22 protein-coding genes, 1 other RNA gene and 1 other annotated feature are annotated in these 22,616 nt (G+C 55.2%); of the genes, 17 read left to right on the top strand and 6 right to left on the bottom strand.

Going from position 1 to position 22,616, the window contains the following annotated elements; translation table 11 throughout:
- Positions 1–39: 39 nt before the first annotated feature.
- The gene (locus F3J39_RS03520; RefSeq protein ID WP_039384049.1) at positions 40–576 is read left to right on the top strand and encodes a YniB family protein; all 537 of its coding nucleotides are present in this window, start codon (positions 40–42) and stop codon (positions 574–576) included.
- Positions 577–580: 4 nt separating this feature from the next.
- Here the strand turns inward: F3J39_RS03520 and F3J39_RS03525 are convergent, their stop codons facing one another.
- Positions 581–1,474: a fructosamine kinase family protein gene (locus tag F3J39_RS03525; protein ID WP_166713834.1), complete on the bottom strand. Its 894-nt coding sequence runs from the start codon at positions 1,472–1,474 to the stop codon at positions 581–583.
- Positions 1,475–1,552: 78 nt separating this feature from the next.
- Positions 1,553–1,843 (bottom strand): type V toxin-antitoxin system endoribonuclease antitoxin GhoS, encoded by a 291-nt coding sequence (gene ghoS, locus F3J39_RS03530; RefSeq protein ID WP_039384054.1) that lies wholly within the window; start codon positions 1,841–1,843, stop codon positions 1,553–1,555.
- Positions 1,844–2,159: 316 nt separating this feature from the next.
- Here ghoS and F3J39_RS03535 point away from each other — a divergent pair, with 316 nt between their 5' ends.
- The 15 genes from F3J39_RS03535 to F3J39_RS03605 all read left to right on the top strand — a co-directional run bounded on the left by F3J39_RS03535 (position 2,160) and on the right by F3J39_RS03605 (position 15,948).
- Positions 2,160–2,921, top strand: a complete 762-nt coding sequence (locus tag F3J39_RS03535; RefSeq protein WP_039384056.1) for a DUF481 domain-containing protein — start codon at positions 2,160–2,162, stop codon at positions 2,919–2,921.
- A gap of 241 nt (positions 2,922–3,162) precedes the next feature.
- Positions 3,163–5,091 (top strand): threonine--tRNA ligase, encoded by a 1,929-nt coding sequence (gene thrS / locus F3J39_RS03540; protein WP_039384058.1) that lies wholly within the window; start codon positions 3,163–3,165, stop codon positions 5,089–5,091.
- 4 nt (positions 5,092–5,095) lie between these two features.
- Positions 5,096–5,647: a translation initiation factor IF-3 gene (gene infC / locus F3J39_RS03545; protein WP_039384061.1), complete on the top strand. Its 552-nt coding sequence runs from the start codon at positions 5,096–5,098 to the stop codon at positions 5,645–5,647.
- A gap of 97 nt (positions 5,648–5,744) precedes the next feature.
- Positions 5,745–5,942, top strand: a complete 198-nt coding sequence (gene rpmI, locus F3J39_RS03550) for a 50S ribosomal protein L35 (protein WP_010275699.1) — start codon at positions 5,745–5,747, stop codon at positions 5,940–5,942.
- Between the two features lie 85 nt (positions 5,943–6,027).
- Positions 6,028–6,384 (top strand): 50S ribosomal protein L20, encoded by a 357-nt coding sequence (rplT, locus tag F3J39_RS03555; protein WP_039384062.1) that lies wholly within the window; start codon positions 6,028–6,030, stop codon positions 6,382–6,384.
- 116 nt (positions 6,385–6,500) lie between these two features.
- Positions 6,501–6,626, top strand: a sequence feature (Phe leader region).
- Complete coding sequence (gene pheM, locus F3J39_RS03560; protein WP_139074214.1) at positions 6,506–6,550, top strand: pheST operon leader peptide PheM; 45 nt, start codon at positions 6,506–6,508, stop codon at positions 6,548–6,550. (Overlaps the previous feature by 45 nt.)
- Positions 6,627–6,696: 70 nt before the next feature.
- On the top strand, positions 6,697–7,680 hold the full coding sequence (gene pheS / locus F3J39_RS03565; protein WP_039384066.1) for a phenylalanine--tRNA ligase subunit alpha: 984 nt from the start codon (positions 6,697–6,699) through the stop codon (positions 7,678–7,680).
- A 14-nt stretch (positions 7,681–7,694) separates the two neighbouring features.
- Positions 7,695–10,082, top strand: coding sequence for a phenylalanine--tRNA ligase subunit beta (gene pheT / locus F3J39_RS03570; RefSeq protein ID WP_039384067.1), 2,388 nt, complete (start codon positions 7,695–7,697; stop codon positions 10,080–10,082).
- A 4-nt stretch (positions 10,083–10,086) separates the two neighbouring features.
- Entirely contained in the window at positions 10,087–10,389 is a 303-nt protein-coding gene (ihfA, locus tag F3J39_RS03575; protein WP_021506246.1) for an integration host factor subunit alpha, read from the top strand.
- Between the two features lie 125 nt (positions 10,390–10,514).
- Complete coding sequence (gene btuC / locus F3J39_RS03580; protein ID WP_039384070.1) at positions 10,515–11,498, top strand: vitamin B12 ABC transporter permease BtuC; 984 nt, start codon at positions 10,515–10,517, stop codon at positions 11,496–11,498.
- Between the two features lie 38 nt (positions 11,499–11,536).
- Positions 11,537–12,082 (top strand): glutathione peroxidase, encoded by a 546-nt coding sequence (locus F3J39_RS03585; protein WP_039384072.1) that lies wholly within the window; start codon positions 11,537–11,539, stop codon positions 12,080–12,082.
- Between the two features lies 1 nt (position 12,083).
- Positions 12,084–12,833 (top strand): vitamin B12 ABC transporter ATP-binding protein BtuD, encoded by a 750-nt coding sequence (btuD, locus tag F3J39_RS03590; protein ID WP_104084797.1) that lies wholly within the window; start codon positions 12,084–12,086, stop codon positions 12,831–12,833.
- Between the two features lie 63 nt (positions 12,834–12,896).
- Positions 12,897–13,355, top strand: coding sequence for an NlpC/P60 family protein (locus F3J39_RS03595; protein WP_039384078.1), 459 nt, complete (start codon positions 12,897–12,899; stop codon positions 13,353–13,355).
- A gap of 312 nt (positions 13,356–13,667) precedes the next feature.
- Entirely contained in the window at positions 13,668–14,411 is a 744-nt protein-coding gene (locus F3J39_RS03600; protein WP_039384082.1) for an EAL domain-containing protein, read from the top strand.
- A gap of 97 nt (positions 14,412–14,508) precedes the next feature.
- Entirely contained in the window at positions 14,509–15,948 is a 1,440-nt protein-coding gene (locus F3J39_RS03605; RefSeq protein WP_071668770.1) for a protein adenylyltransferase SelO, read from the top strand.
- Between the two features lie 2 nt (positions 15,949–15,950).
- Here F3J39_RS03605 and F3J39_RS03610 read toward each other — a convergent pair whose 3' ends face one another.
- Together F3J39_RS03610 and F3J39_RS03615 are read right to left on the bottom strand one after the other, a co-directional pair.
- Complete coding sequence (locus F3J39_RS03610; protein ID WP_039384089.1) at positions 15,951–16,997, bottom strand: 3-deoxy-7-phosphoheptulonate synthase; 1,047 nt, start codon at positions 16,995–16,997, stop codon at positions 15,951–15,953.
- Positions 16,998–17,130: 133 nt separating this feature from the next.
- Positions 17,131–17,958, bottom strand: a complete 828-nt coding sequence (locus tag F3J39_RS03615; protein WP_039384092.1) for a pyruvate, water dikinase regulatory protein — start codon at positions 17,956–17,958, stop codon at positions 17,131–17,133.
- A 440-nt stretch (positions 17,959–18,398) separates the two neighbouring features.
- Here F3J39_RS03615 and ppsA point away from each other — a divergent pair, with 440 nt between their 5' ends.
- Positions 18,399–20,789: a phosphoenolpyruvate synthase gene (ppsA, locus tag F3J39_RS03620; protein ID WP_071668771.1), complete on the top strand. Its 2,391-nt coding sequence runs from the start codon at positions 18,399–18,401 to the stop codon at positions 20,787–20,789.
- A 162-nt stretch (positions 20,790–20,951) separates the two neighbouring features.
- Here ppsA and rprA read toward each other — a convergent pair.
- Positions 20,952–21,060: antisense sRNA RprA (gene rprA, locus F3J39_RS03625), an RNA gene on the bottom strand.
- 250 nt (positions 21,061–21,310) lie between these two features.
- Positions 21,311–22,420 (bottom strand): AI-2E family transporter YdiK, encoded by a 1,110-nt coding sequence (gene ydiK / locus F3J39_RS03630; protein ID WP_039384098.1) that lies wholly within the window; start codon positions 22,418–22,420, stop codon positions 21,311–21,313.
- Between the last annotated feature and the right edge of the window lie 196 nt (positions 22,421–22,616).

A 22,616-nucleotide genomic window follows, 5' to 3' on the forward strand; every position in this document is an offset into this window, starting at 1 on the left:
GACTTAGGGCAAAATAATTATCTGTATAGGAAAGTCTGCATGACATACCAACAGGCTGGCCAGGTCGCCATCCTTAAGCGCGTGGCTGGCTGGATCATTTTCATTCCGGCACTGCTGTCGACAATTGTTTCCATGCTCGGTTATTTATATCAGCACAGCGTAAAGCAGCCCGGACTGGATGCCGTATTGCTGGATTTTATCCATGTCATGGTGGACATGCTTAAATTCAATACGTCGTTTCTCAATCCGTTCTGGCACAACTCGCCGGTGCCCGATTTTCACGGCGGGGCAAATATCGGTTTCTGGATCGTTTATGCGCTGATTTTCATCGGCATGGCTTTACAGGCATCGGGTGCGCGCATGTGGCGCCAGTCGCGGCATGTTAAAGAGGGCATTGAAGATCAGCTGATTCTGGAGCAGGCAAAGGGTAGCGAAGGCCGCACGCGCGCGCAGCTTGAGGAAAAAATCCGCGTCCCGCACCACACTATTCTGCTGCAGATTTTTCCGCTCTATATCCTGCCAGTAATTATTGCTGTTGCCGGCTACTTTTTACTGACGCTGCTGGGCATGCTTTAAATCATCAGGCCGGTCTGGCCCGATCCTGCGCCAGTTTGTCGTCGCTAAGCAGCTGACTGACGGCAAACTGCGCCTCCTCCTGCCACTGGCCGGAAAAAACGTTCGCGCGGTTCAGCAGGTAATAGAGCTGATATACAGGCTGGCGTTGCGAAAATCCCTCTGCCAGCGGCCACTCTGCGTGATAGCCCTGCATGATCTCACGCGGCAGTTCATGGTAATAACTCAGCATCGCCAGGTCGCATTCGCGGTCACCCCAGTAGCAGGCAGGATCGAAAATCCATGGCCCGCTGCTGCTATCTGCACAGTTGGCAGGCCAGAGATCGCCATGCAGTAGCGAAGGCTGCGGATGATGATGAGCCAGCGCCTGCTGAACGCTGTCAATAATCTGATTCATTTCACCATAGGTCACACCGCGTTCCGCTGCCAGCTGCAGCTGCCAGCCGATACGCTGCTCCGCAAAAAACAGCGACCAGCGCCGCAGCCAGCTATTGGGCTGCAGGGTAGTGGTAATATTATTATCGAAATCGAGTCCGAACTGGCGCTGCTCACTCCATTGATGCAGGCGCGCCAGCTGCTGCCCGAGCTGATAACCCGCTTCCGCGCTGAGCGGCTGCGGCGGAATATACTCCAGCAGAAGAAAACTGGCGTCGCGCGTGCTGCCGACGCCGTAGACGGTCGGCACCCGGACTGTCTGCGTGCGCGCCAGCAGACTGAGCTGATCGGCCTCCCAGCGGAACAGGTCCAGCCGGTCATGGGTGTTGCACTTGACGAAGACATCCAGATCGCCGTAGCGGATACGCCAGGCGGGATGGATATCCCCGCCGGGCAGGGGCTCGCGCTGCGTAATCTCTGCTGGCTGAGTCTGTTCGCTTAACAGGCGGCTGATGGCTGACCACATGGCGGGCTCCTCGTTAATCGCGATATCGCTGCAATTGTAGCGCGCAAAAAATAGGCAAGGCCAGTTTTACCGGCGGCCTCAGACAGGGTTCTGCAAAAATTGCTGCAGCGTTGTAACCTTTGTCTGCGGAGACTGATGCAATGCCACCTCTGCAATACGCGCAGCCTGCTCCGAAACCGCTTCAGGCGTCAGCGTGCTGACAATGCCGAAGCTGTTGGTTCCCAGTTCATGCGGATGTCCTTCAGCATCGTGCAGGGTGGTGCTATATCCGCTATTGACCATAGCGCTGGTCAGCGATTGAAGATCGCTTAGCCCCGACTCCTGATAGTGGAAAGTGACAACGTAACTCATAACGTCCAGCGTGCTCATTTTCTCACCTCACTGTAACCAAACAGATTTCAGCGTAGTCCACCCCACAGCTGAGAGCGAATTTTGTTCAGTTGCAGCGTAAGGCTGTGTCAGCAGCGGCAAAATTCCTGATAATTGCGGGCTGTTATTTCTCTGAACGGCACCTATAATGCGCGCCGTTAGTGAACGCGTCTGCAACGTATCATGCTGGTTGATGCAGGGAACGGCCTGATGCCGCCTCATAATTTTTTACAAAACTTACAGTAAATTGCATTGATTGCCGGTAAAAACGCTGCAGACTCACCTGTTTTTAAATTGCCGCACGGATCACCCTTTAATGAAAGTTCTTAATAAGCTGTCCGCTATTTTTCTGCTCTCTGCCGGAGCATTTTGTCACCAGGCTTTTGCTGATAACGCTGTCTTCACCTCAATGGATGATCCTTCAACGGCCAAACAGCCGTTTGAAGGCAGCGCATCAGCCGGTTACCTGGCGCAAACCGGTAACACCACCAGCTCTTCGCTGACGGCTTCAACCAGCATGACCTGGTATCAGACCTCAACGGCTTACAGCCTGTGGGGCAACGCGGCGAACACCTCATCCAACGATGAGCGTTCATCTGAAACCTACAATATCGGTGGCCGCAGCCGCTACAACATGAACAGCGCTGATTATCTGTTTGGTCAGGCCAGCTGGCTGAGCGATCGTCTGAATGGTTACGATTCCCGCGACGTCCTGACGGCCGGTTATGGTCGCCAGATCCTCAACGGTCCGGTGCACTCTCTGCGCGCGGAATTTGGTCCGGGCGTACGTTACGACGACTTTCACGACGGCGGGCATGAGACCAAAGCGCTGGGCTATGGCGCAGTTAGCTATCAGTGGCAGCTGACGGATACCACGAAATTCATTCAGGGTGTATCCGTGCTGAGCAGCTTCGGCGAAGATACTACGGTGAACTCAGAAACGGCCCTGCAGGTCGCCATCAATGAGCACTTTGCGCTGAAGATGGGCTACAACGTGACCTGGAACAACAATCCGCCAGAGTCCGCGCCCGATCGTACCGATACCAAAACCACGATTCAGCTCTCCTACGCAATGTAACTGCCATACCAGAAAACCGCCGTCCGGCTCAGGCTGCACGGCGGTTTTTTTTCGTGTTTGCTTAGACTTAGCCCGCAAGGCGGGTTTTGCTGCAGGGTGAAAGCTGTTATCATATTTGCCGCTTTATGCGCCTGGCGTCATTCCGACAATGTGGGTCTGACATCACGCCGGGTACACACACCAAACACAGTGTTGCATGTAGGCTTTCGTGTGGCTTACCACTGCAATTTAAGGATATAAAATGCCAGTAATTACTCTTCCTGACGGCAGCCAGCGCGTTTTTGACCACCCGGTCAGCGTAATGGATATTGCGCTGGATATTGGTCCCGGCCTGGCGAAAGCCTGTATCGCCGGTCGCGTAAACGGTGAGCTGGTAGATGCGGTTGATCCCATCACCGACGATGCTCAGGTAGCAATCATCACCGCAAAAGATGAAGCGGGTCTGGAGATTATCCGGCACTCCTGCGCGCACCTGCTGGGCCATGCTATTAAACAGCTGTGGCCTGATACCAAAATGGCTATTGGCCCGGTCATCGATAACGGCTTCTATTATGACGTCGATCTCGACCACACGCTGACGCAGGAAGATCTGGAACAGCTGGAAAAGCGTATGCACCAGCTGGCTGAAACCAATTACAACGTGGTAAAGAAAAAAGTCAGCTGGCAGGAAGCGCGCGACGTCTTTGCTGCGCGTGGCGAAAGCTATAAAACCACAATCCTTGATGAGAATATCAGTCACGACGATCGTCCTGGCCTCTATCATCATGAAGAGTATGTGGATATGTGCCGCGGTCCGCACGTGCCGAACATGCGCTTCTGCCACCATTTTAAGCTGCAGAAAATTGCGGGCGCTTACTGGCGCGGCAACAGCGATAACAAAATGCTGCAGCGTATTTACGGCACGGCCTGGGCAGATAAGAAGCAGCTGTCAGCCTATCTGCAGCGCCTGGAAGAAGCAGCAAAACGCGATCATCGCAAAATTGGTAAACAGCTCGATCTCTACCATATGCAGGAAGAGGCGCCGGGCATGGTGTTCTGGCACAATGACGGCTGGACGATTTTCCGCGAGCTGGAAGTTTTTGTCCGTACCAAACTGAAAGAGTATGATTACCAGGAAGTAAAAGGTCCGTTTATGATGGACCGCGTGCTGTGGGAAAAAACCGGCCACTGGGAAAACTACAAAGAGGCGATGTTTACCACCTCTTCAGAAAACCGCGAATATTGCATTAAACCGATGAACTGCCCGGGTCACGTGCAGATCTTCAATCAGGGTCTGAAGTCCTATCGCGATCTGCCGCTGCGTATGGCAGAGTTCGGTAGCTGCCACCGTAACGAGCCATCGGGTGCGCTCCATGGTCTGATGCGCGTACGCGGCTTTACGCAGGATGATGCTCACGTATTCTGTACTGAAGATCAGGTGCGCGACGAAGTAAACAGCTGTATTCGTATGGTGTACGACATGTACAGCACGTTCGGTTTTGAAAAAATCGTCGTGAAGTTGTCTACCCGTCCGGAAAAACGCATCGGTACCGATGAGATGTGGGATCGCGCAGAGGTTGACCTGGCCGAAGCATTGAAAGAGAATGATATCCCCTTTGAGTATCAGCCGGGTGAAGGGGCATTCTACGGCCCGAAAATCGAGTTCACCCTGTATGATTGTCTCGATCGTGCCTGGCAGTGTGGCACGGTTCAGCTAGACTTTTCTCTGCCAAAACGTCTTGATGCCACCTATGTGGGTGAAAACAACGACCGTCAGACACCGGTGATGATTCACCGTGCGATTCTGGGCTCTATGGAGCGCTTTATCGGTATTCTGACTGAAGAGTTCGCTGGTTTCTTCCCGAGCTGGCTGGCACCGGTACAGGCTGTAGTGATGAATATCACTGACAGTCAGGCAGAATATGTCAGTGAACTGACAAAGAAACTGCAAAATGCTGGCATTCGTGTCAAAGCAGACTTGAGAAACGAGAAGATAGGCTTTAAAATCCGCGAGCACACATTGCGTCGCGTCCCTTATATGCTGGTTTGCGGTGAGAAAGAGGTGGAAGCAGGCAAAGTTGCCGTGCGCACCCGCCGTGGTAAAGACCTCGGGAGCATGGACGTAGATGTGTTTGTTGAGAAGCTGCAACAAGAGATTCGCAGCCGACATCTTCACCAATTAGAGGAATAAGGTTATTAAAGGCGGAAAACGAGTACAACCGACGCGTCCAAACCGTATTAACGGCGAAATCCGAGCCACCGAAGTGCGCCTCACTGGCGTTGACGGCGAGCAACTTGGCATTGTCTCTCTACGCGAAGCGATTGAGAAAGCTGAAGAAGCTGGCGTAGATTTAGTTGAAATCAGCCCGAACGCCGAACCGCCGGTATGCCGTATTATGGATTACGGCAAGTTCCTTTATGAAAAGAGTAAGTCTTCTAAGGAACAGAAGAAGAAGCAGAAAGTTATCCAGGTTAAGGAAATTAAATTCCGTCCTGGTACCGATGATGGCGACTATCAGGTAAAACTCCGCAGCCTGATGCGCTTTCTGGAAGAGGGCGATAAAGCCAAAATCACGCTGCGTTTCCGTGGTCGTGAGATGGCGCACCAGCAGATCGGTATGGAAGTGCTTAACCGCGTCCGTAAAGATCTGTGTGAAGATATCGATCTGGCAGTGGTCGAGTCCTTCCCTTCGAAGATCGAAGGCCGCCAGATGATTATGGTGCTCGCACCTAAGAAGAAACAGTAGGCTTTCAAGTAATGATGCCGCGCAGCGTTCGCGCTGTGCGGGATCATTCGCCTGTCTGGTTCATTTTTTTAACAATGCGAAGTGGATATTTGTAAAAATGCCAAAGATTAAAACTGTACGTGGCGCGGCTAAGCGCTTCAAGAAGACCGCCTCTGGCGGCTTCAAGCGTAAGCACGCAAACCTGCGTCATATTCTGACCAAAAAGTCTACCAAGCGTAAACGTCACCTGCGTCCAAAAGGCCTGGTGTCTAAAGGCGATCTGGGTCTGGTTATTGCCTGCCTGCCGTACGCATAAGTAAATTTTTTTAATTCGCCCGTCGCGCTGTAAGGCTTATCGCCAGCAGAGCACCGGCAAAACAGAATATGATTAAGGAGAGCTCATGGCTCGCGTAAAACGTGGTGTAATTGCTCGCGCACGTCACAAAAAAATCTTAAAACAAGCTAAAGGCTACTACGGTGCACGTTCACGTGTTTACCGCGTTGCTTTCCAGGCTGTTATCAAAGCTGGTCAGTATGCTTACCGCGACCGTCGTCAGCGTAAGCGTCAGTTCCGTCAGCTGTGGATCGCGCGTATCAACGCAGCGGCGCGTCAGAACGGTATGTCTTACAGCCGTTTCATCAATGGCCTGAAAAAAGCGTCCATTGAGATTGACCGTAAAATCCTGGCTGACATCGCTGTATTCGACAAAGCAGCCTTCGCTGCTCTGGTAGAAAAAGCGAAATCAGCTCTGGCGTAAGTCAGGTAAAAAAGGGAGCTTGCTCCCTTTTTTATTACCTGCAACTCACGCAAAAGATTGACATTTTCGCCGCCGGGCATTTCAATAGGGCGGTTTTTAATTTTCTCAAGGTAATGCAAGCATGCACGCTGCTCTTTTCCGTTTCTTTTTTTACTTTAGCGCCTGAACATCAGGGGCTTGTGCGCATAAGAAAAGAAACGAAAAATCGCGCTGAAAGCCTCCCTCGTGGAGGCTTTTTTGTTTCTGGCGAGACTTAATCGGATCCCGGATCCCAACAAGAACTGACCAGCCCGGCTGGAAGAAGAGGAAATCATGTCCCAACTCGCAGACCTGGTGGCCCGTGCCACGGCCGCCATCGACGAGGCGTCGGATATCGCCGCTCTGGACGCTGTACGCGTCGAATTTCTGGGTAAAAAAGGGCACCTTACCCTGCAGATGACCACCCTGCGTGAACTGCCGGCTGAAGAGCGCCCGGCGGCAGGTGCGGTGATTAACGAAGCAAAACAGCAGGTACAGGATCATCTTAACGCCCGTAAAAATACGCTGGAGAGTGCGGCGCTGAATGCGCGCCTGGCGGCAGAAACGATTGATGTCTCACTGCCCGGACGCCGCAGCGAAAACGGCGGTCTGCATCCGGTAACGCGCACCATTGACCGCATCGAAAACTTTTTCGGCGAGCTGGGTTTTGCCGTGGTGACCGGACCGGAAATTGAAGATGACTATCATAACTTCGACGCGCTGAATATTCCGGGTCACCATCCGGCCCGCGCCGATCATGACACCTTCTGGTTTGATGCCACGCGCCTGCTGCGTACGCAGACCTCAGGCGTGCAGATCCGCACCATGAAAAATCAGCAGCCGCCGATCCGCATTATCGCGCCGGGCCGCGTTTACCGTAATGATTACGATCAGACCCACACGCCGATGTTCCACCAGATGGAAGGCCTGATTGTCGATAAAGACATCAGCTTTACCAACCTGAAAGGAACGCTGCACGATTTCCTGAATAACTTCTTTGAAGAGAATCTGCAGATCCGCTTCCGCCCGAGCTACTTCCCCTTTACTGAACCTTCAGCGGAAGTGGATGTAATGGGCAAAAATGGCAAATGGCTGGAAGTACTGGGCTGCGGCATGGTGCATCCGAATGTACTGCGTAACGTCGGCATCGATCCGGAAATTTACTCCGGCTTCGCCTTTGGTATGGGAATGGAACGTCTGACCATGCTGCGCTATGGCGTCACCGATCTGCGTGCTTTCTTCGAAAATGATTTACGTTTCCTCAAACAATTTAAATAAGGGCAGGTTATCCAATGAAATTCAGTGAACTCTGGTTACGCGAATGGGTAAATCCAGCCCTGGACAGCGCTGCGCTGTCTGAACAGATCACCATGGCAGGCCTTGAGGTTGATGGTGTTGATCCCGTTGCCGGCGCGTTTCATGGCGTAGTCGTGGGTGAAGTGGTGGAGTGCGGCCAGCACCCGAACGCGGATAAACTGCGCGTAACCAAAATCAATGTCGGCGGCGATCGTCTGCTGGATATCGTCTGCGGCGCGCCTAACTGCCGCCAGGGACTGAAAGTGGCAGTGGCTACCGTGGGTGCCGTACTGCCAGGTGATTTCAAAATCAAAGCGGCCAAACTGCGCGGCGAGCCTTCTGAAGGCATGCTCTGCTCCTTCTCAGAGCTGGGTATTTCCGACGATCACAACGGTATTATCGAACTGCCAGCCGATGCGCCAGTAGGATGCGACATTCGCGACTACCTGAAGCTGGATGACAATACTATCGAGATCAGCGTGACGCCAAACCGTGCGGACTGTCTGAGCATCGCCGGCGTGGCGCGTGATGTGGCCGTGGTTAACGGACTGCCGCTGACGGCGCCTGCAGCAGAACCGGTTGCGGCGACCATTACCGATACATTCCCAATCCGCATCGACGCTACCGACGCCTGTCCGCGCTACCTGGGACGCGTAATTAAAGGTATCAATGTCAAAGCTGAAACGCCGCTCTGGATGCGTGAGAAACTGCGCCGCTGCGGCATTCGCTCAATTGACCCGGTGGTCGATGTCACTAACTATGTGCTGCTTGAGCTGGGTCAGCCGATGCACGCCTTCGATCTCGACCGCATCAGCGGCGGCATTGTGGTGCGTATGGCGCAGGAGAATGAGACGCTGACCCTGCTGGATGGCACCGAAGCAAAATTGCAGAATGACACGCTGGTTATTGCCGATCACCAGCAGGCGCTGGCGATGGGCGGTATTTTTGGCGGTGAGCACTCAGGCGTAAATGAAGCGACACGTAACGTGCTGTTTGAGTGCGCCTACTTTGATCCGCTGGCCATTACCGGCCGCGCACGCCGCCACGGACTGCATACTGATGCGTCACATCGCTATGAGCGTGGTGTCGATCCGGCGCTGCAGCATACAGCGATTGAACGTGCGACCCGCCTGCTGCTGGATATCTGCGGTGGTGAAGCCGGTCCGGTTATCGATCAGACTGATGCCTGTAAACTGCCGCCGCGCGCCACGATTACGCTGCGCCGTACAAAACTCGATCGCCTGATTGGCCACGTTATCGCCGACGAACAGGTGACAGATATCCTGACCCGTCTCGGCTGCGAGGTCACGCAGGGCGAAGGCGAGTGGAAAGCGGTGGCACCGAGCTGGCGTTTTGATATGGCGATTGAGGAAGATCTGGTTGAAGAGGTTGCCCGCGTTTACGGCTACAACAACATCCCTGATGTGCCGGTAAAAGCCAGCCTGATTATGACGCAGCATCGTGAAGCCAGCCTGTCGCTGAAGCGGGCGAAAACGCTGCTGACAGACAAAGGCTATCAGGAAGCGATCACCTACAGCTTTGTCGATCCTAAAGTGCAGCAGCTGCTGCATCCGGGGGAAGAGGCGCTTATCCTGCCAAGCCCTATCTCCAGCGATATGTCAGCAATGCGCCTGTCACTCTGGACCGGTCTGCTCAGCTCAGTGGTTTACAACCAGAATCGCCAGCAGGGGCGTGTGCGCCTGTTCGAGAGCGGTCTGCGCTTTGTGCCTGATACGCAGGCCGATCTCGGCATTCGCCAGGATCTTATGCTGGCGGGCGTAATCAGCGGTCATCGTGACGAAGAGCACTGGGATCTGGCGCGTCAGCCGGTTGACTTCTATGATTTGAAAGGCGATTTAGAGTCGCTGCTGGAATTAACCGGCAAATCTGAAGCGATTTCATTCCGCGCGGCTGCCAATCCGGCGCTGCATCCCGGACAAACAGCGGCTATCTGGCTGGACAATGAACAAATCGGATTTATCGGGGTGGTTCACCCGGAGCTGGAACGCAAGCTGGATCTCAACGGTCGTACCTTAGTGTTTGAACTGCTTTGGAATAAGGTTGCAGACCGCGTCCTGCCTGACGCGCGTGAGATTTCACGCTTCCCGGCTAACCGCCGTGATATCGCTGTTGTGGTGGCAGAAAGCGTCCCTGCAGCAGATATCATCGCAGAGTGTAAGAAAGTTGGCGTAAATCAGGTAGTTGGCGTAAACTTGTTTGACGTGTACCGTGGTAAAGGCGTGAACGAAGGCGAAAAGAGCCTTGCGATTAGCCTGATTTTGCAGGATACCAGCCGGACACTCGAAGAAGAGGAGATTGCTGCGACCGTTGCCAGATGTGTAGCAGCATTAAAAGAGCGATTCCAGGCAACCTTGAGGGATTGAACCTATGGCGCTTACAAAAGCTGAAATGTCAGAATATCTGTTTGAAAAACTCGGGTTGAGCAAACGCGACGCCAAAGAGTTGGTCGAGCTTTTTTTCGAAGAAGTTCGCCGCGCGCTGGAAAATGGAGAACAGGTTAAGCTGTCCGGATTTGGTAACTTTGATCTGCGCGACAAAAACCAGCGTCCGGGCCGTAACCCGAAAACGGGAGAGGATATTCCTATCACCGCGCGCCGTGTGGTGACCTTCCGTCCGGGGCAAAAGCTGAAAAGCCGCGTTGAAAACGCGTCACCGAAGGATGCTGACTGATTTCAGTATGATAAAAAGGCCGCTCAGCGGCCTTTTTTATTACTGTGCCAGCCTGCAGGGGATGGCTTTCTTTTTGCCATAATCCCTCTACAATCGTGACATTCTCCTGCTTAACTGCCTCGCTTATGACTCTGCTCGATCAGCTTGCCCGTCAGACCGGTCGCCGTAGCCGGCGTACACTGCTGCTGCTCGCCGCGCTGCTGTTGCTGCTCAGCCTGCTCAGCCTGTGTGCCGGCGAGCGCTGGCTGCTGCCTGCCGAATGGTTTACCCCGCAGGGCGAGCTGTTTGTCTGGCAGATCCGTCTGCCGCGTACGCTGGCCGTTATTGCGACAGGCGCCGCGCTGGCGCTCTGCGGTACCGTTATGCAGGCGCTGTTTACAAATCCGCTGGCTGAGCCGGGACTGCTCGGCGTCTCTAACGGTGCCGGCGTGGGAGTAGTACTGGGCGTGCTGCTCGGCAGCGGCTCCCTGTGGAGCCTGGCGCTGGCGGCGATGGCTGGCGCCCTGGCAATTACGCTGATCCTGCTGCATTTTGCCCATCGTCAGCTCGCCAGCAGTCGCTTACTGCTTACCGGTGTGGCGCTGGGTATTATCTGCAGCGCTGTGATGACGTGGGCAGTCTACTTCAGTACCACGCTCGACCTGCGTCAGCTGATGTACTGGATGATGGGAGGCTTTGGCGGCGTTGACTGGCGCTATGGCTGGCTGATACTCAGCCTGATGCCGGTAATCGCCGCGCTGCTGTGCAGTGCGCGCACGCTGAATCTGCTGGCGCTGGGCGAGACGTCTGCGCGGCAGCTCGGCTTACCGCTGCAGCTGTGGCGTAACCTGCTGGTGCTGGCCATGGGCTGGCTGACAGGCGTCAGCGTGGCGCTGGCGGGGGCGATCGGCTTTGTCGGGCTGGTTGTCCCGCATCTTCTGCGGCTGAGCGGCATCAGCGATCATCGCTATCTGCTGCCTGCAGCAGCACTGGCGGGTGCGGCAGTGCTGCTGGCGGCGGATATTCTTGCGCGGCTGCTGCTGACCTCTGCTGAGCTGCCGATAGGCGTGGTGACCGCGACGCTGGGCGCACCGCTGTTTATTCTGCTTTTAGTAAAATCTTCACGCTAGCTGCGGCTGGCGTTATCTGACGGACACAGGAGAACACCATGACGTTGTATCAGATCCCGCTGAAAACCCTTGATGGTACCGCCACTACGCTGGAGGCCTGGCGTGACCGCGTACTGCTGGTAGTGAACGTCGCCTCCCGCTGCGGACTGACGCCGCAGTATGAGCAGCTTGAGTCACTCCATAAAGCGTTTCAGGCGCGAGGCTTTAGCGTGCTGGGCTTTCCCTGCAACCAGTTCCTGGAGCAGGAGCCGGGCACTAACGAAGAGATCCGGACGTTTTGCAGCACCACGTATGGCGTGACGTTTCCTCTGTTTGATAAGACGGACGTTAACGGCGCGCAGCGCCATCCGCTCTATCGCACGCTGGTCAGCGCCCAGCCGGAAGCTGAACGTCCGGAGGAGAGCGGTTTTCTTGAGCGTATGATAGCGAAAGGCCGGGCGCCGGCAGAACCCGGCGATATCCTGTGGAACTTCGAGAAGTTCCTGGTCGATAAACAGGGTAACATTATCGCCCGTTTTTCACCCGATATGGCTCCGGATGCGCCGCAGGTGCTTAAGCGTATTGAGCAGGCGCTGACCGCCTGACATGCTGCTGGCGTGTCACGGTCTGAGCTGCCCCGGCCGGCTGGCGCCGCTGGATCTCGCTCTCGCGCGCGGGGAGTGGGTACATCTGGTGGGCGCTAACGGCGCCGGAAAGAGCACCCTGCTGGAGGCGCTCAGCGGTCTTGCGACTCCGCGCGGAGAGCTGCTGCTTAACGGCACCGCTGTTGCTGCGCTGTCAGGAGAGGCGCTGGCTCAGCAGCGTGGCTGGCTGCCTCAGCAGCAGCCTGCGCCCGGCGCGATGCCGGTCTGGCACTACCTGCAGATGCATCTGCCGCGTGGTGCTGGCACAGAGCTGAATAACGTGCTGGCGCGTTTGCTGTCGCAGCTGAGTCTGCATCATAAGCTGGAGAGCGCTCTGACGCAGCTCTCCGGAGGGGAGTGGCAGCGGGTGCGCCTGCTGGCGGTGATACTGCAAATCCATCCTGACATCAATCCGCAGGGCAGCCTGCTGCTGCTCGATGAGCCGATGAGCGCGCTGGATGTGGCGCAGCAGCAGGGCGTCACCCGGCTTCTGCAGCAGCTTTGCGCCGCCGGCATCGGCGTGATCACCAGCAGTCACGACCTGAATCATACGCTGCGCTACGCGGATCGCGTCTGGTTGCTGCATCAGGGAGAGCTGAAATATCAGGGCAGGGCGCATGAGGTGCTGACGGCCGCCCGGCTTGCGCCGCTGTTTCAGACAGAGTTGACAGAGGTGGATACACCGCAGGGGCGTCTGCTGCTGCTCTCCTGACTTGCACACCGCGCGCGTTTACGGCTACAGTGTCTGCCGGATCGGGCTGACAGGGAACAGGCTATGCGGTTACTTATTCTGCTATTCGTGCTGATGGTCACAGGGTGCAGTCATCATGCGCCTCCGCCTGATTCCCGTCTCTCAGATCCTGCCGCAGTGCAGACCCGGCTCAACTATCAGCTCAGCCGCTGGCAGGGCACGCCGTACCGCTATGGTGGCCTCAGTCCGCGTGGGGTTGACTGCTCCGGCTTTGTCCTGCTGACGTTCCGCGATCGCTTTGACATCGCGCTGCCACGCTCCACACGCGCTCAGACAAAAATCGGCAACCGTATCGATCCACGTGATTTGCTGCCTGGCGATCTGCTGTTTTTCAAAACCGGCAGCGGCGAAAACGGGCTGCATGTCGGTATATATGCCAGCAACAACACCTTTATACACGCCTCTACCAGCAAAGGCGTTATTCGCTCTTCGCTCAATAATGTTTACTGGCAGAGGGTCTTCTGGCAGGCGCGCAGAATATGACAAGTTGCATTCTGGATGAATGAAATAGCGCGGCGAAAAGAGAGCTTAATTCGCACAATGGGTTCTTTTTTTGCTGAAATAAAGCTCTCATTAAAATTGGTACTTTACCACCTGACAAATTACTACTAAAAATAGAGCTAAAGATTTTATCATTGTGGATATTAACACGGCGTATTTGGCTTAAGTATAATTTAATGATTAATAGCTTGCATTAGGCGCTAAAACACCTTCTCTTCCGGCGTTTGGTGCTATTGCCTGACTCTTTTCATTGATATACGATGCCTTCATTGCCACTGCCTCTGGCTGTAAAAAATGAAAGTCCATATTTCGGCCGACTATCAGTCGGAAACCTGGTTTTATCCGGCTTATACGCTGGAGGGCCAGCTCACTGCGGTTGAGCTGGTTACACAATTTGTTCATGACAGTGCGCCAATTACGTTGCCACAGGATTTACTGTTGCCGCAGCTCGATGCCAGTCAGCAGTTAAGGCTGCTGCAGGCTCAGCTTTTAATCCTGGAAAAGCACCGCGCTTTCTTTGAGCGTAATCATGTTGATGCGCTAATGAGAATTGACGAATCGCTGGCTGAAACGCTGTTAGAGAGTGAAATTCTGTTAAGGAAATTTAAACAGCTGCCATTTATCGTAATGGATATCAGCGAAACGTTTCCGCAATTATCTGCCGGCAAAGCGCATCCGGTTTTATCCCGACTTAATCATCAATTCCGTTTATCGCTTTCACAATTCGGAGCTGGCAAAGCCCCGGCAACGGCAGTCTATGATTCGCTGTTTAGCGTCCTGAAGCTGGATAAATTATTTATCCAGAATCTGGCGAAGCGCGCCTCCTTTATCCCTTTTATGCAGACGGTTATCGATAATTTCAGCGGCTATACGCAGCAAATTATTATTTCTGGTATCGATGATGCGCGCCTGCTGAGCAAAGTCAGCGATCTGAGCGGCGTGCATATTCAGGGTAACGTGTTCCCGGTGGTTAAAGCGGAACGGTTAGAAGATCTCATCACTCCTTTTCTGACGCAGACCACACCCTCGCAGCAGTAATTCAGGCGCTGTTTTTCCCGGGCGCCCCGTGCCAGACTATCCTTTACTCTCTACACGCTATCCTGGTGCTGCATTATTAAGCACCTCTGGAGTATATATGCAATTTATCAATAGCTGGCAGCAGGAGCTGACCGGATATTACACATCGCTGCAGCCCACGCCGCTGGCGGGAGGGCGTCTCCTCTATCATAATGCGCCGCTGGCGGCGGAAATGGCGCTGGATGCGGAGCTGTTTGCCGGCGACGGCCACGGCGTATGGAGCGGTCAGGCGCTGCTGCCAGGCATGGCTCCGCTCGCTCAGGTGTATAGCGGCCATCAGTTTGGCGTCTGGGCCGGGCAGCTGGGTGACGGACGCGGCCTGCTGCTGGGTGAGCAGCAGCTGGAAGATGGGCGCAAGCTGGACTGGCATCTGAAAGGCGCAGGCTTAACCCCTTATTCCCGCATGGGAGATGGACGGGCGGTGATCCGCTCAAGCGTGCGGGAGTTTCTCGCTTCAGAAGCGTTACACCATTTGGGTATTCCCGGGACGCGCGCCCTGGCGCTGGCCATCGGTGACGAACCGGTGCTGCGCGAAACGCAGGAGCGCGGCGCGATGCTGATGCGTATTGCGGAGAGCCATCTGCGTTTTGGTCACTTTGAACACTTCTATTACGCAGGGGAGACGGATAAAGTACGCCAGCTGGCAGACTATGCGATTCGTCATCACTGGCCGCACCTTGAGGCGGAACCGGATCGCTATCTGCTGTGGTTCACGGATGTGGCAAAACGTACCGCCCGCCTGATCGCACTGTGGCAGAGCGCAGGCTTTGCTCACGGAGTGATGAACACAGATAACATGTCGATTCTCGGCCTGACGCTGGATTACGGTCCTTACGGCTTTCTTGATGAGTACGATCCCGCCTTTATCTGCAACCACAGTGACTATCAGGGGCGCTATGCGTTTAATAATCAGCCGACGGTTGGCCTGTGGAACCTCAACCGGCTGGCGCACGCGCTGTCGGGATTGCTGACCACGGAGCAGCTGAAGCAGGCGCTGAGCCACTATGAGCCTGAACTGATGCGCGTCTGGGGAGAGCGCATGCGGGCGAAACTTGGCCTGCTGACGCCGCAGGCAGAGGATAATACGATTCTGAGCAACCTGCTGGCGCTGATGAGCAATGAGCACAGCGATTACACCTTTACGTTTCGTCAGCTCAGCTATACCGAACAGCAGGAAAGGCGTTCGCCGCTGCGCGATGAGTTTATCGATCGCGACGCGTTTGATCGCTGGTATAGCAGCTATCAGCAGCGACTGCTGCAGGATGAGGCCAGCGACAGCGAACGGCAGGCGGTGATGCAGGCGGCCAACCCCGCCATCGTGCTGCGCAACTATCTTGCCCAGCAGGTGATTGAAGAGGTGGAGCGGGGCGAGACTGCGGCCCTTAAAGAGCTGCATCTGGCGCTGCAGCACCCCTTTGATGAAGCGGCCAGCAGCGCGACATTGCGCCAGCGGCCGCCAGAGTGGAGTAAAACGCTGGAGGTCAGCTGCTCCAGCTGATATCAGAAACGGCTGTCGACGGCGGCAGCCAGCTCTGCCAGTACCGCCGCGCTATCGTCCCAGCCGAGGCAGGGATCGGTAATCGACTGGCCGTACACCAGCGGCTGACCAGCCACCACTTTCTGGTTTCCTTCCTGCAGAAAACTCTCAATCATAACGCCTGCTACCGCTCGCGAACCGGCGCGGATCTGCGCGGCGATATCGCGCGCCACATCACGCTGGCGACGATGCTGCTTAAGGCAGTTGCCGTGACTGAAATCGATCACCATCTGCTCAGACAGGCTGAACTCACGCAGGCTGGCTGCCGCCGCCGCCACATCTTCCGCATGATAGTTTGGCTGACGCCCGCCGCGCAGGATCACATGACCGTGCGGATTGCCGCTGGTCTGATAAATGGTCATCTGGCCCGCTTTATCCGGCGAGAGGAACATATGGCTGGCGCGGGCAGCACGAATGGCGTCGACGGCGATCTGTACGTTACCGTCCGTGCCGTTTTTAAACCCTACCGGGCAGGAGAGCGCAGAGGCCATTTCGCGATGGATCTGGCTTTCAGTGGTGCGGGCGCCAATGGCACCCCAGCTGATGAGATCGGCTATAAACTGGCCGATGACCATATCGAGGAATTCAGTCGCCGTTGGCAGACCCAGCGCGTTGATATCCAGCAGCAGCTTGCGGGCGATAGCAATACCGCGATTGACATCAAAGCTGCCGTCAAGGTCGGGATCGGAAATCAGCCCTTTCCAGCCCACCACGGTACGCGGTTTCTCAAAATAGGCGCGCATGACGATTTCCAGCCGGTCCTGATACTGCTCGCGCAGCTGCTGCAGGCGTGCCGCATAATCCAGCGCAGCGCGCGGGTCATGCAGCGAACAGGGCCCGATTATGACCAGCAGGCGCGGATCCTCGCCGGTCAGAATGCGCGCAATACGCTGGCGCGCGGCCGTAACGCTCTCTGCGATATCAGACGATAGCGGGTGCTGGCTGGCCAGCGCGGCGGGCGTAATCAGGCTGCCAATTCGCGCCGTACGCAGTTCATCAGTTTTATTCATAGTGGCTCTCAAACAGGTTCTTCGCAGCGGTGATATACCGGGAAGTGATGAGGTTCACAATAAACCAATGCGTCCTGAATTCAACCAGCAAAATCACAGAGATAATAAATACGCGGGCCGCTTAGCGCATCAGTCAGTACATATGTCGCTCCAGCCCCATAATGTCGAGGATTTTGGTGGCAATCTCCTCGACCGAGTAGTTGGTACTATTGAGGTAGCGAATCTGATGTGTACGGAACAGCGCTTCCACTTCACCCACTTCCAGCCGGCACTGGCGTAGCGAGGCGTAGCGGGTATTCTCCGCCCGTTCCTGGCGAATGGCCGCCAGCCGTTCCGGATCAATGGTCAGCCCGAACAGCTTGTGCTGATGCGCGCGCAGCGCAGGAGGAAGCTTGAGGTTATCCATATCATCGGCAATAAAGGGGTAGTTGGCTGCGCGAATACCAAACTGCATGGCAAGATAGAGGCTGGTCGGGGTTTTGCCACAGCGCGAAACGCCCAGCAGGATCACCTGAGCATCTTCGAGTCCGCGCAGTGAGATCCCGTCATCATGCGCCAGGGTGTAGTCAATCGCGGCGATACGCGCATCATATTTACCCAGATTATTCGCGGTCAGCCCGTGAGTGCGGTGTGCCACCGGCATAGAGGAGACGCCCAGTTCACTCTGCAGGGGAGCCACCAGCGCCTGCACAATATCCTGACAAAACCCCTCACTCTCCAGAATGATGTCGCGAACCTCAGGCGTAACGATGGAAAAAAAGACCAGCGGCCGCACGCCGCTGCGCTGCCAGAGCGCGTTGATCTGCGCTTTGACCGCCTGGGCCCGCTGCACGTTTTCTACAAACGGCAGGGTAACGCTGTGCGTATCAACCGGAAACTGCGAGAGCACCGCGTGGCCCAGCACTTCTGCTGTAATGGCGGTGCCGTCTGAAATATAAAACACGCTGCGTTCAGTGCTCATTGAAAAGTGCTCTCTGAATGAATAGTGAATTAACCGATTTCATTTCAAATTAAATCGAAATGAAATATCCATATGCCGCCGTGCTCAGACCGGAATAATGTCATACCTGACGTTAATAGCATCATAAAGAAAAAGCGATAAATAAACGTCCGCGCCCGCCACAGTTCTATAAATGACGCGCAGACTCTGTCTGATGTCGTTTGCGCAACAGCAATCCGCTGATAATGCTATAAAAATGGAAAATTCGTTATTGCAGCAAGCTGTTAGTAATAATAGTGCCGTTTGCGCAACGTCAGCCCCGGCAGGTAATAGTCTGATTTTGTCTCTCTTTTTTTGCTTTAACGATTCAACACTTAGTCTTTATAAACCAGTTATGCCAGGCTGCTGTGGCGAATAGCAAAATGTTCCATGTGCCCTAATCATTTAAAAGGATCATCTCAATGTCCAATCAAGACCAACAATCGCTAGTGCTCTGGTATAACCAGCTTGGCATGCATGATGTTGATCGGGTGGGAGGCAAAAATGCCTCTCTTGGAGAAATGATTACCAATTTGTCGTCGCTGGGCGTATCCGTCCCGAACGGCTTTGCCACGACGTCTGACGCGTTTAATCAGTTTCTCGACCAAAGCGGACTGAACCAGCGCATTTATGCACTACTGGATATCACGGATATTGATGACGTGGCGGCGCTGGCCCAGGCGGGCAAGCAGATCCGCCAGTGGGTCGTGGACACGCCGTTTCAGCCGGCGCTGGAAGCGGCTATTCGTACTGCTTATGAGCAGCTTTCTGCTGATGATGCCGACGCCTCTTTTGCCGTCCGCTCATCCGCGACTGCCGAGGATATGCCTGACGCCTCATTCGCCGGGCAGCAGGAGACCTTCCTCAACGTACAGGGGTTTGATGCCGTGCTGGTGGCGGTTAAGCACGTATACGCCTCGCTGTTTAACGATCGGGCTATCTCATACCGCGTGCATCAGGGCTACGATCATCGCGGCGTGGCGCTCTCGGCCGGGGTGCAGCGTATGGTTCGCTCCGATCTTGCCGCCTCTGGCGTGATGTTTACCATTGATACTGAGTCAGGTTTTGATCAGGTCGTCTTTATCACTTCAGCCTGGGGGCTGGGTGAGATGGTGGTACAGGGTGCGGTCAACCCGGATGAGTTTTACGTGCATAAACCGACGCTGGCGGCAAACCGCCCGGCTATTGTCAGGCGGACGATGGGGTCTAAAAAAATCCGCATGGTGTATGCCGATTCTCAGACGCATGGCGAGCAGGTGCGCATTGAGGATGTGGAGCAGGCAACGCGCGATCGTTTCAGCCTGACCGACGACGAAGTACAGGCGCTGGCACGCCAGGCGGTGCTGATTGAACAGCACTACAAGCGCCCGATGGACATCGAGTGGGCAAAAGACGGGCATACCGGCAAGCTCTATATCGTACAGGCGCGACCGGAAACCGTACGCTCGAATGGTCAGGTGATGGAGCGCTACAGCCTGCAGGGCACGGGCCAGGTGCTGGTTGAAGGACGCGCCATCGGTCACCGTATCGGTGCGGGTGAAGTCAAGGTGATCCACGATATCAGCGAAATGCACCGCATTGAGAAGGGCGACGTGCTGGTCACCGATATGACGGACCCGGACTGGGAACCTATCATGAAAAAAGCGTCGGCTATCGTGACCAACCGCGGCGGACGCACCTGCCATGCGGCGATCATTGCACGTGAGCTGGGGATCCCGGCGGTGGTGGGATGTGGTGATGCCACCGATCACCTGCGTGACGGGCATAAAGTGACGGTTTCCTGCGCCGAAGGCGATACCGGCTACGTCTACAATGACCTGCTCGATTTTGAGATCGCCAGCTCTCAGGTCGACTCGATGCCCGATCTGCCGCTTAAGATCATGATGAACGTCGGTAATCCCGATCGCGCGTTTGACTTCGCCTGTCTGCCCAACGAGGGCGTGGGTCTGGCGCGGCTGGAGTTTATTATCAACCGCATGATCGGCGTGCATCCTAAAGCGCTGCTGGAGTTTGATCAGCAGACGCCGGAGCTACAGCAGCAGATCCGCCAGATGATGAAAGGCTTTGACGATCCGGTTGAGTTCTATATCGCGCGCCTGACGGAGGGGATTGCTACCCTGGGCGCCGCCTTTGCGCCGAAGCGCGTGATTGTGCGCCTGTCCGATTTTAAATCGAACGAGTACGCCAATCTGGTCGGCGGAGAGCGCTACGAGCCGGAAGAGGAGAACCCGATGCTTGGCTTCCGGGGGGCCGGGCGCTACGTTGCTGACAGCTTCCGCGACTGTTTTGCGCTGGAGTGCGAAGCCGTGAAGCGGGTGCGCAATGAGATGGGGCTGAGTAACGTTGAAATCATGGTGCCTTTTGTGCGCACCGTTGACCAGGCGGAAGCGGTCGTGGCTGAACTGGCGAAGCACGGGCTGAAGCGCGGTGAAGCGGGTCTGAAGGTGATTATGATGTGTGAAATCCCGTCAAACGCGCTGCTGGCAGAACAGTTTTTGCAGCACTTCGACGGTTTCTCCATCGGTTCCAACGATATGACGCAGCTGGCACTGGGGCTGGATCGCGATTCTGGCGTGGTGTCTGCTCTGTTTGATGAGCGCAATGAAGCGGTGAAAGCGCTGCTTTCGATGGCGATTCAGGCCGCAAAAAAACAGGGCAAATATGTCGGTATCTGCGGACAGGGTCCTTCAGATCATCAGGATTTTGCCGCGTGGCTGATGGAGCAGGGCATTGACAGCCTGTCGCTTAATCCGGATACGGTGGTGGAAACCTGGCTGAGCCTGGCTGAGATTGACTCTGCTCAGCGCGCTTAACCTCTGAGCATGGCGCGTAAGGTTATACCGTACGCGTCATGATTCATGCAGGCTTAAGCTGCGGATGAGCCACTGTTTCAGCATAATAACCCTGATTTTTAGCTGCTAAGCATCCCGCCTGTTCAGATAGCATGCAGTGCTACAGCGGGCGCTGAATGCAGGCCAAAAAAAAGCCCATCACAGGGGATGGGCAAAGACTACACACAGCAATTCTTTTACGTTACTCAGGGGAAAAAGGTTGTTTAAAAATCAGTAGGTTGATTTCCAACATGAGAAACATATTATTTATTGCGCCTGCTATAGTCTTTAAGAATCCTCTTATTAGTTTAAAGCTGATAATCTTTTATCGCCTCTTTTGCCCGCTGCATCGGGCGATTCAGTATGAAAAATAATCATTCCAGCCAGCGAAACGTCGTTAAGCGCTAAAAAGCGCGTTTTTTCTTAAAAACCGTTTATGAAAAACAGCGTGCCTGAAAAATGCCCGGGCATGAATGTTCAGGCCGCTGCGACCATCAGAGGTATCAGGGCAGCTCTTCATGCTCTGTCAGCGCTTCAATTGCCGTTTCCACATCATCATCCGGCGCCGGAGCCTCGTGCATCCAGACTGAAACCAGGCGATAAGAGACCGCCAGCACGACCGGGCCGATAAACAGGCCAATCATGCCAAAGGCGATCAGGCCGCCGATAACACCTGAGAGGATCAGAATCATGGGTAAATCGGCACCCATGCGAATCAGCACCGGACGTAACACGTTGTCGAGCGTGCCGACAATACAGCTCCAGACCAGCAGCACCGTGCCCCACGTCGTATCACCGCTCCAGTAGAGCCAGATAATCGCGGGTACCAGAACAATCAGCGGACCCAGCTGGACCAGGCAGGTCAGGATCATCAGCACCGTCAGCAGCGTGGCATAAGGTATGCCCGAGATCGCCAGTCCGATCCCGCCTAATACCCCCTGCACCAGCGCCGTGACGACAACACCCAGCGCAACGGCCCGTATTGCCTGTCCGGCCAGCAGCACCGCAGCATCGCCACGGGGCCCCCCCATACGGTAGGCGAAGTGGCGGATACCCTGTCCCACCTGCTCACCGCGCCAGTAAAGCAGCACGCTGAATAACAGCATCAGCGCCAGATGCAGCATAAAGCGGCCAAAATGTCCCGCCTGTGCGACAAAGAAGCCCGTGGTGCGACCAATATAGGGCTGCACCTGACGCATGATCGCTGAACCGCCTCCATCCACCAGCTTATGGTAACTGACATAGAGCTTGTTGCCGGCATACGGGATCTCCCGCAGCCAGGCGAATTCCGGCATCAGCAGATGGCGCTGAGTAGCCCAGGCGATAACCGGGGCGCTGTTGTCAATCAGGCTGCTGACCAGCAGCGCAATCGGAATGATAAACAGCAGCAGCAGCAGAATCGTCATGGCGATAACGGCCAGGGAGCGGCGTCCCCACAGCAGATGCTGCAGGCGAATCATGAGTGGCCAGGTTGCGATAACAACCATGCTTGCCCAGGCAAAGCCCAGAATAAAAGGCTGTACCACCCAGAGACAGGCGATAATCATCAGCAAAATAAACATCAGTGAGAACAGCAGTTGCGGCAGATCCACACCGCGTTGCAGGCTTTTCATAACAGCGATTTAACCTCAGTTAATCCTTCAGGAAGGGCCCCTGGCCCGGGATCATCATGCGCTATTTCCTGAAAATTAAACAGGAAAAGCAGGGCCACAGAAGCGGGGAAGGGAAATGCCAGCAGACAGGAAAAAAATGTGATACAACCAGACGTTAAAAAATTACTACGCAAACGTTTACAACATCCCGGTCACG

The sequence above is a fragment of the Pantoea sp. Acro-807 genome (genome assembly GCF_011752675.1).
GTDB lineage: Bacteria > Pseudomonadota > Gammaproteobacteria > Enterobacterales > Enterobacteriaceae > Pantoea > Pantoea eucrina.